The sequence below is a fragment of the Phenylobacterium sp. genome, assembly GCF_035539035.1.
Classification (GTDB): domain Bacteria; phylum Pseudomonadota; class Alphaproteobacteria; order Caulobacterales; family Caulobacteraceae; genus Phenylobacterium.
Genome location: NZ_DATLJI010000018.1, coordinates 1 through 9,489, shown reverse-complemented (window position 1 = coordinate 9,489; position 9,489 = coordinate 1). Strand labels below are relative to the sequence as shown.

Here is a 9,489-nt window from a genome sequence, read left to right as displayed (position 1 = left end):
CGATAGTCGCGCATGCTGCCCGTGAGGGCTGCCGGCGGCGTATAGTTATTAAATGCCTTCAGCATTGATAGCTCCCCACCCTGTTCTCGGGTTCGGAGCACGTTGTACACTCTAGGTGTTATTGGTCAGTGTACATAAGATGTCCTGAAGCTTTACAGGCGCGGTTAACCTGCCGTGACTTCATGCAGTTAACGGAGTCTTCTTCCGCAAGTTATTGGTGTGTCTTCGAAATTTGCGGTTGCGGTGCGATCATCGCAAAAGAAAAGCGCCCGCCGGGGGGCGGGCGCTCTGGACTCCGGCCTTCGTCCGCGGTCAGGCCGCGCGGGCGCTCAGGCAGGCGTTGATCTTCCCCAGCAGCCTGGGGAGGTCGACCGGCTTGGTGTCGAAGTCGCAGCAGCCGACCTCCACGCTCTTGGCGCGGTCGGTCGCCAGCGCATGCGCGGTCAGCGCGATGATCGGGATGTCGGCGGTGGAGGGGCAGGCCTTGATCAGGGTCGTGGCTTCCCAGCCGTCCATGTCGCCCAGTGCGATGTCCATCAGGATCACGTGCGGCTGCTCGCTTTCGGCCATGGCCACGCCCGAGGGGCCGTCCGGCGCGCAGCAGACCTCAAAGCCCTGTCGCGTGAGGCGGCGCGTGAGCATGTCCCGGTTCATCTCGTTGTCTTCGACCAGCAGGATCTTCGTCATGGCGGCTGTTCCGGGGGCTTGCGGGATCAGGCGGCGGCCAGGTCGGCGGCCGGCGTGTCGGAGCGGGCGCGGCGCTTGCGCTTGGGCGCCGGGGCCGCGGGCAGGGTGATGGTGAAGGTGGAGCCCTCGCCGAGTTCGCTCTCGGCCTGGATGGCCCCGCCCATGAGGTTGCAGAGCGCCAGGCTGAGCGCCAGGCCGAGGCCCGTGTCGCCGTACTTGGAGGCGCTGGCGTCGCGGGCGACGGTGAACTTCTCGAACAGGGTGGGCAGCATCTCCGGCGCGATGCCGATGCCGGTGTCGCGCACCTCGATGACGATGGAATCCCCCGCGCGCGTGGACTTGCGCTCCACGCCGACGGTGACGCGGCCCTGCTTGGTGAACTTCACCGCGTTGTCGATGATCTGGCCCACCGCCTGGCGCACGCGTTGGCCGTCCCAGCGCGCGGTGCCGAGGCCCGGGCCGAGGTCGACGACGATCGGCACGCCCTTGGCGTCGCCCTTGGCGCGCTTGTGCTCGACGATGGCGTTGATGAACTCGCCGACGGCCACGTCCTCGGGCACGAGCTCCATCTTGCCGGCCTCGATCTTCGAGAGGTCGAGCACCTCGTTGACGAGCCGCAGCAGGTGGTGGCCCGCCTTGTGGATCTTCTCCAGGTCGGCGATCGCCTCCTGGTCGTCCTCGTCGGCGGCGTCCTCCAGCAGCATCTGGGAGTAGCCGATCACGGCGTTGAGCGGCGTGCGCAGCTCGTGGCTCATGGAGGCCACGAACTCGGCCTTGGCGGCGCCCGCGCGCTCGGCCTCGGCGGTAGCCCGGCGCAGCTGGGCGGCGGTGGCCATGTGGCCGCGCATCTCGGCCTCGAGCTCGACGCCCGACTGCAGGATCCGGCGGTAGTAGAGCGCCATCATGGTGACGTAGCCGGCGCAGGCCAGCGTGGAGACGATGCCCAGGCCCTGGAGCGCCTCGCGCGGCGTGTCGTCGGCCGGAGGCGGCAGGAAGTGGTAGAGCGCCACGAAGGCCGCGAAGTTGATGCCGAACTGGGCGAGCGCGTACTTCCGCAGCCCCGGCGAGTTGCCGAGGTAGAAGAAGGCCAGCAGCGGGATGGTCAGCACCCAGGGCAGCGTCGGCGAGGTGACCCCGCCGTAGTAGTAGCAGCTCCACAGGATGCAGAAGTGCAGGTTCTGGACCGACACGAAGGTCCACAGGTTATACCGGCCGAAGAACTTCAGCAGGAACGGATAGGCCCAGAACGAGGTGATCGAGGCGGCCAGCCAGAAGGTCGGCCAGCCGGGCGTCGGATCGAGGAACAGCAGGGCGCCCGGCACGACGTTGCCGAGGAACGGGCCCAGGCAATGGCTGATCAGGAACATGCGCGCCTGCTGGCGCTTCTCGCGCTCCGCCTTCACCTCGGCCGGAATGAACCAGTCGATGAAACGATCGAGCAGGTCGGTCGCCTGCGCTGCCATGGTGGTCATGTCGAACCCGCCCCCAACAAGAGCCGGCAAGGATCGATTCAGGAATTCACCACGATCGACTTGCGGCGCCCCGAGTTGAACCCGAGGTTCCGATCAATCTCCGTGAGGCCAATTAAGATCGGGTTATCTGGGTTAAAGGGCGTCGTGCACGAGTTCTTAATTGGTGTTCGGGCTCACTCCGCCGGAATTTTGGGGCGCCCTGAAGCGGGGCGGAGATGGGCATGTGGGACTCCATCCTTAGGATGATCGACTGGTTCGTGCCGGAGGCCGCCAAGCGCGAGCGTTCCGAGCTGGGCCTGGCGCGCAACTTCGTCTTCACCCACCTTTTCGGGCCGCTGATGGCGCAGTCGATCTGCGTCTTCCTCTACCTGACCGATCCGAACCCGGGTTGGATCGTGTGGACGATGGTGGCGGCGATCTGGTCCTTCTGGGCCCTGCCGTTCATCCTGAAGTTCACCAAGAACCTGCAGCTCGTCGCGCTGCTGTCGGTGCAGACCCTGGCCTTCGCCTCGCTGTTCGGCTCTTTCCACTATGGCGGCGTCTCGTCGCCGCTGCTGCCGTGGCTTCTGGTGGCCCTGCTGCTGGGCTTCTTCTATCTCGGCGAGCGTCCGCTGCTGGTGCTGGGCATGTTCGCCGGCGACCTGCTGGCCTTCTACGCCGCCTATGCGATCACCGGCTCGTTCGACGAGCGCGTGCCGCTCGACCAGCTGACAAACGTGGGCTGGATCTCGATCTTCTCGGCCACCGTCTACATGATGTGGATGGCCGTCTACTATGTGTCGACCATCGGCCTGCGCTCGGACCTGGAGCGGGAGGCCGAGCGCCACCGCGCCACCGCCATCCGCCTGCGCCAGGCGAAGGACCAGGCCGAGCGCGCCAACCTCGCCCGCTCGATCTTCCTAGCCAAGATGAGCCACGAATTCCGCACGCCGCTGAACGCCGTCATCGGCTATTCGGAGCTGCTGCTCGAGCATTGCCAGGACACCGGAGCCGACGAACAGAAGCTCGCTGACCTCGGCCGCATCAACGCCGCCGGCCAGCACCTCCTGGCGCTGGTGACCGACGTGCTGGACGTCTCGCGCATCGAGAGCAACGCCGTCGAGATCAGCCTCGAGACCTTCGAGCTGGAGCAGTTCATCGAGCACGTGGCGTCGACCGCCCAGCCGCTGATGAGCCAGAACGGCAACCATCTGATCCTCAAGCCGCAGGGTCGCCTGGGCTCGGTGACCACCGACCAGACCAAGCTGCGGCAGGTGGTGCTGAACCTGCTCTCCAACGCGGCCAAGTTCACCAGCGAGGGCGCGATCACGGTCACCGTGCGCCGCGACGAGAAGCCGGCGGGCGACTGGATCGAGATCCGCGTCGACGACACCGGCATCGGCATCGCCGAGGAGGACCTGCCGAAGCTCTTCCAGGACTTCGGCCAGGTGAGCGCCACCACCTCCAGCCAGTACGGCGGCACGGGCCTCGGCCTGGCCGTCAGCCAGAAGCTCTGCGCCCTGATGGGCGGGGGCATCTCGGTCAGCAGCGAAGCCGGCCACGGCTCGTCCTTCATCGTCCGTCTTCCGGCGGTCACGACCATCGACGACGCCCAGCTCGAGCCCGCGCAATCCCTTGCTGCATAAGGGTTTCGCGTAAATCGGCGGGTAACCGATCCCGCCTACAATAACCGTGTTCGGCTACTCCCAAGTCGGGCCAAAGTCGGGGATACAACGTGCGTCATCATGATATTCGGATCGCCTGCGGCCTCGCCGCCGCGGGCGCCCTGCTCGCAGGCGCGGGCCAGGCTTCGGCCAGCGGCTTCGGGGTCACCGAGGTGTCGGTGGAAGGCCTCGGGCGGGCCAACTCGGGCGAGGTCGCCGACACCGGCGCGTCCGCCCTGTTCTGGAATCCGGCGGCGATCGCGCGGGGCCCCCGCGGCATGAGTCTCGGGATCCATCACCGCAACGACTCCACCACCTTCTCGGACAACGCCACGAACATCGTCTATCCGGGCGGCGCTTCCTTCGGGGTCGGCGGGATCTCGCCGGTGGACGAAGTCAGCCAGGACTTCACCGCGCCGCACTTCGCCGCGGCCCTGCCGTTCGGCGACCGGTTCGCCGTCGGCGTCTCCGTCCATAAGCCTTACCGTCTGAGGACCGACTTCGGCGCGGGCTCCTGGGCGCGCTACGACACGGTTCGCAGCAAGATCGAGGTCCTGGAAATCCAGGGCGCGGCCGCCATCCAGGCGACCGAGTGGCTGGACCTGGGCTTCGGCCTGACCGCCAACAAGACCGACGCCTACTACGACCAAGCCTATCCGAACCTCGGCGCGGGCATGGCCGACGGCCTGTCGCAGCTCACCGCCGACGGCTGGAACTACGGCTGGACGGCCGGCGCCCAGGCGCACTTCGAGCGCATGACGCTGGGCGTGAGCTACCGTTCCAAGGTGGAGCACGAGCTGGAGGGCGGTCTGGTCCTGAGCGGCCTGCAAGCCCCTCTGAACGGCGCCAACTTCGCCGCCCCAGCCGACGCCAGCTTCAACACGCGGGCGACCTTCACCGCGGGTGTCCGGTTCGACCTGACCGACGCCACCACCCTCAACGGGCAGGTGGTCTATTCGGACTGGAGCGTGAACCAGACGATCGACGTCACCTTCGCCGGCATGACGGTGGGCATCCCGCAGCGCTTCAAGGACTCCGCCTCGGTGGCCGTGGGCGTCGACCACGACCTGTCCGAGATGTGGACCGTGCGCGGCGGCGTGCAGTACGACCCGACGCCGACGCCGGACTCCCTGCGCGAGCCGGGCGTGTTCGACAGCGACCGCTGGGTCTTCGCCGTGGGCGCCAGCGCGCGCCTGCAGCCGGCGGTCACGCTGAACGGGGCTCTGGCCTACAGCCGCTTCAAGGACACCCACCTGGTCGACATCGACACCTTCTACGGCGGCACGCCGGCGCAGACGACGGTGCTGACCAACGGCCGGTTCGAGGGCGACGCGCTCGCCGCCTCCGTGGGCCTGGACTGGACCTTCTAGTCCGGCCGCAACCGCGGACACGAAGAGGGCCGGAGCTGTCGAAGCTCCGGCCCTTTTTCTTTGCGTCGATGTGGGGCAGCGGGCGCCGGGCGGCGCCCGTGCGCGTCAGCCGTGGGCGGCGCGGGCTTCCGCGGCGGCGGCCTCGGTGGTGGACTGGATGATGGCCCCGATCAGCAGGTCGGGGATGATCGGCTTGGCGATGTGGTGGTCGGCGCCGGCGGCCCGGGAGGCCTGCACGTGCTCGCTCATGGCGTTGGCGGTCACCGCCAGCACCGGCGTGCGGTGGCGACCCTGCTCGACCTCGAACCTGCGGATTTCGCGGATGGCGGTGAGGCCGTCCATGACCGGCATCTGCAGGTCCATCAGGACGACGTCGAAGTCGTCGGCCTTGTAGGCGTTGAGCGCCTGCAGCCCGTCCTCGACCTGCACGAGGTCGCAGTCGATGAGGCCCAGTATCACCTCGACGACGGCCCGGTTGGTCGGATGGTCGTCCGCCATGAGGACGCGCAGTCGGCGCCCGCTCTCAGTTTCCGTCGACAAGATCGCCCCTGCGTTCTGCAGCCGGATCGAGTCCGGCGGACTTGCACACAGGCTATTCCGCAAGGGGTAACCATTCGGTCAACGCGCCATCCACCCTCGGTTAAGAGGCTGTGTGGCAGATTGGCGCAGAACACCGCCAAAGGACCCGCTGTGTCGGACCACGACCAGTCCAGCGTCGCCAGCCTGATCCGGCCCCGCCTCCTGATCGTCGACGATCTGGAGGACAACCGGATCATCATGAGCCGCCGCTTCGAGCGGCGGGGTTTCGACGTGCTCGAGGCCGCCGACGGCCCGACGGCCCTGGCCATCCTGGCGCGCGAGCCCGTGGACCTGGTCCTGCTGGATATCGTCATGCCCGACATGAGCGGCTTCGAGGTCCTGAGCCGCATCCGGGAGACCTACTCTTCCTCGGCCCTGCCGGTGATCATGGCCACCGTGAAGGACGCCAGCGCCGACGTTGTGCGGGCGCTGAAGCTCGGGGCGAACGACTACCTCACCAAGCCGGTGGACTTCGACATCGCCCAGGCCCGCCTGGAGGCGCACATCGCCCGCAAGCAGGCTGAGGAGCGCGGCCGCCGCGACCAGCCGGACCTGGAGAAGCTGGTCGTCGAGCTGCGCCGCACCGTGCAGCAGGCCGAGGCCGCCACCCGCGCCAAGTCGGACTTCCTGGCCAACATGAGCCACGAGATCCGCACCCCGCTGAACGGAATCCTCGGCGTGGCCAGCGTGCTCTCCGAGCGCCTGGACAGCGACGAGGAGCGGAAGATGGTGCGCACCATCGTCGACTCCGCCGAGGCGCTGGAGCGCCTGCTGTCGGACGCGCTGGACCTGTCGCGCGTGGAAGCGGGCAAGCTGGAGATCCGCAAGGAACGCTTCGACCTGCCGACGATCGTCGAGCGCGCCGCGAACCTCTTCCGGCCGCAGGCGAAGGAGAAGGGGCTGGCCTTCACGGTCTCCCTCGACCCGGCGGCGCGGGCCACCGTCACCGGGGATCCGCTGCGCCTGCAGCAGATCCTGACCAACCTGATCAGCAATGCCGTGAAGTTCACCGCCGAGGGCTCGGTCAGCCTGCGCGTCACGTTGGACGAGGGCGGGGCCTTCCGCTTCGAGGTGCGCGACACCGGCATCGGCTTCGACCCGTCGCGGGCCGCGGAGCTGTTCGACCGCTTCGAGCAGGCGGACGGCGCGATCACCCAGAAGTTCGGCGGCTCGGGCCTGGGCCTGGCGATCTCGCGCCATCTGGCCGAGCTGATGGACGGCTCGCTCGGCGCCAGCGCGACGCCGGGCAAGGGCGCGACCTTCACGCTGACCCTGCCGCTGGGCGCGCCCTCGGCGCTGGACCGGGCGCTTGCCGCGCCGGGGCCGGCCGCGCTCGCCGGCGACGGCCGCCGGGCCAAGGTGCTGCTGGCCGACGACCACGCCACCAACCGGCGCGTCGTGGAACTGATGCTGTCCAACGAGCCCGTGGACCTGACGCTGGTGGGCGACGGCGCCCAGGCGCTGGACGCCGTGGCGTCGGAGCGGTTCGACCTGATCCTGATGGACGTGCAGATGCCGGTGCTGGACGGGCTTTCGGCTATCCGCGCCATCCGGCGCCAGGAGGCGGAACTGGGGCTGGAGCGGACCCCGATCATCGCCCTGTCGGCCCACGCCCTGCCCGAACACATCGCCATGTCCCTGAAGTCCGGGGCCGACCGGCACGTGACCAAGCCGCTGCGGGCCGAGACCCTGCTGGAGGCGGTCGCGCTCGCGTTGGCCGAGGGCGAATACGCGCACTGAGCGGCGGGGCCGCGCCACGCGCACAATTTACGCGCGCCTTGCGCTCCGAAAACCACACCGGCCGCCTGACCCGTCACCGAAGCGTCACCGTGCATTGACAAGGCGCCGGCCGAATCCTCCCATCCGCGTACCGTTGTTGCACGATCGGATAACTGCTTGCCCGGCGCCGCCGCAGAGCCTGTCGGAACGCTCGCCACCGCGCTTGGCCACGCGGCACGCCTCCTGACGCAGAGCCCGGCCCTGGCCGAGGCCCAGACCCGCGAGATCCTGAAGGTCGCGCCAGACCACCCGCAGGCGTTGGTGCTGCTCGCCGCCGCGCTGCGCGGCCAGGGCGCCGCGGCCGCCGCCCGCGACCTCGTCCAGCCGCTGGCGGCCGCCCATCCGTCCTGGGCCCAGGCGCAGGCGGAGCTCGGCCTGGCGTTGGCGGCTCTCGGCCACGGCGAAGCGGCCATCGCGGCCCTGGAGCGGGCGGTGCGGATCGAACCGCTCCACGCCCAGGCCTGGCGGGCGCTGGGCGACGCCTGGACCCTGGCCGGCGACACCGCGCGGGCGGACGCGGCCTATGCGCGGCACATCAAGGCGTCGGTGCGCGATCCCGAGCTGATCGCGGCGGCCACGGCGCTGTGCGAGAACCGGCTCGGCGTGGCCGAGCAGGTGCTGCGTGGCTTCCTGAAGCGCCACCCGACGGACGTCGCGGCGATCCGCATGCTGGCCGAGACGGGCGCGCGGCTGGGCCGGCTTGGCGACGCGGAGAACCTGCTGGCCCGCTGCGTCGAACTGGCCCCCGGCTTCACCGCCGCGCGGCACAACTACGCGACCATCCTCTACCGGCAGGCCAAGCCCGTGGAGGCCCTGGCCCAGCTGGAGCACCTGCTGGCGGCGGACCCGCGCCACCCCGGCTACCGCAACCTCAAGGCCGCGGCCCTGGTGCGGATCGGGGAGTACGAACAGGCGATCGAGCTCTACCGCGGAGTGCTGGCCGAGCACCCGGCCCAGCCGAAGGGCTGGATGAGCCTGGGCCATACGCTGAAGACGGTGGGGCGCCAGCCCGAGGCCATCGACGCCTACCGCAAGGCCGTGGAGCTGCAGCCCAGCCTGGGCGAGGCCTGGTGGAGCCTGGCCAACCTCAAGACCTTCCGCTTCACCGAGGCCGACGTGGCGGTGATGCAGGGCCAGCTCGCCCGTGCGGACATCACCGACGAGGACCGCTTCCACCTCGACTTCGCGCTCGGCAAGGCGTTCGAGGACGCCGAGGCCTGGGCGGCGTCCTTCCGCCATTACGAGGCCGGCAACACGCTCCGCCGGGAGGGGCTGGGCTACGACGCCGGCCATACGCGCGACCAGGTGGAGCGGGCCAAGGCGTTGTTCACCGGCGGCTTTCTCGGCGCGCGGGCGGGACAGGGGCACGCCGAGCCGGACCCGATCTTCATCGTGGGCCTGCCGCGGGCCGGCTCGACGCTCATCGAGCAGATCCTCTCCAGCCATTCCCAGGTGGAGGGCACCCAGGAGCTGCCGGACATCATCGCCATCGCCCGGCGGCTCGGCGGCAAGCCCGACGCGGAGGGTCGGACCGCCTATCCCGAGGCGCTGGCGGAGCTGTCGCCTGCGGAGCTGGCCGCGCTGGGGGCGGAGTACCTCGAGCGGGCTCAGGTCCACCGCAAGCTCGGCCGTTCGTTCTTCATCGACAAGATGCCCAACAACTGGGCCCACGTTGGCCTCATCCAGCTCGCCCTGCCGAACGCCAAGATCATCGACGCGCGCCGCCATCCGCTGGGCTGCGGCTTCTCCGGCTTCAAGCAGCACTTCGCCCGCGGCCAGGGCTTCACCTATTCGCTGACCGACATCGGCCGCTACTACGCCGACTATGTGGAGCTGATGGCGCACTTCGACGCCGTCCTGCCGGGGCGCATCCACCGGGTGATCTACGAGGAGATGGTCGCCGATCCGGAGACCCAGGTGCGGGCCCTGCTCGACCATTGCGGCCTGCCGTTCGAGGAG

At 69.1% G+C, this 9,489-nt stretch carries 7 protein-coding genes; 4 read left to right on the top strand and 3 right to left on the bottom strand.

From position 1 onward, the window contains the following. Positions 1–312: 312 nt before the first annotated feature. The gene (locus tag VM685_RS20990; protein ID WP_325462157.1) at positions 313–687 is read right to left on the bottom strand and encodes a response regulator; all 375 of its coding nucleotides are present in this window, start codon (positions 685–687) and stop codon (positions 313–315) included. Between the two features lie 26 nt (positions 688–713). After that, complete coding sequence (locus VM685_RS20985; protein WP_325462156.1) at positions 714–2,159, bottom strand: HAMP domain-containing sensor histidine kinase; 1,446 nt, start codon at positions 2,157–2,159, stop codon at positions 714–716. Positions 2,160–2,380: 221 nt separating this feature from the next. On the opposite strand from VM685_RS20985, the gene VM685_RS20980 reads away from it, so the two are divergent. Further along, a complete protein-coding gene (locus VM685_RS20980; RefSeq protein ID WP_325462155.1) occupies positions 2,381–3,784 on the top strand; it encodes a sensor histidine kinase in 1,404 nt (467 codons plus the stop codon). 89 nt (positions 3,785–3,873) lie between these two features. After that, entirely contained in the window at positions 3,874–5,172 is a 1,299-nt protein-coding gene (locus VM685_RS20975) for an OmpP1/FadL family transporter (protein ID WP_325462154.1), read from the top strand. Between the two features lie 105 nt (positions 5,173–5,277). Here the strand turns inward: VM685_RS20975 and VM685_RS20970 are convergent, their stop codons facing one another. Further along, complete coding sequence (locus VM685_RS20970) at positions 5,278–5,670, bottom strand: response regulator (protein WP_325462153.1); 393 nt, start codon at positions 5,668–5,670, stop codon at positions 5,278–5,280. Positions 5,671–5,862: 192 nt separating this feature from the next. Here VM685_RS20970 and VM685_RS20965 point away from each other — a divergent pair, with 192 nt between their 5' ends. Both VM685_RS20965 and VM685_RS20960 read left to right on the top strand, forming a co-directional pair. Continuing rightward, positions 5,863–7,491 (top strand): response regulator, encoded by a 1,629-nt coding sequence (locus tag VM685_RS20965; RefSeq protein ID WP_325462152.1) that lies wholly within the window; start codon positions 5,863–5,865, stop codon positions 7,489–7,491. A 156-nt stretch (positions 7,492–7,647) separates the two neighbouring features. Continuing rightward, positions 7,648–9,489: tetratricopeptide repeat-containing sulfotransferase family protein (locus tag VM685_RS20960; RefSeq protein ID WP_325462151.1), on the top strand; the 1,842-nt coding region annotated here is incomplete at its 3' end.

What these genes read in the sequence shown, in the direction of transcription:
- VM685_RS20990 (WP_325462157.1), bottom strand. Translation starts at nt 687, where the DNA reads ATGACGAAGATCCTGCTGGTCGAAGACAACGAGATGAACCGGGACATG.
- VM685_RS20985 (WP_325462156.1), bottom strand. Translation starts at nt 2,159, where the DNA reads ATGACCACCATGGCAGCGCAGGCGACCGACCTGCTCGATCGTTTCATC.
- VM685_RS20980 (WP_325462155.1), top strand. Translation starts at nt 2,381, where the DNA reads ATGTGGGACTCCATCCTTAGGATGATCGACTGGTTCGTGCCGGAGGCC.
- VM685_RS20970 (WP_325462153.1), bottom strand. Translation starts at nt 5,670, where the DNA reads ATGGCGGACGACCATCCGACCAACCGGGCCGTCGTCGAGGTGATACTG.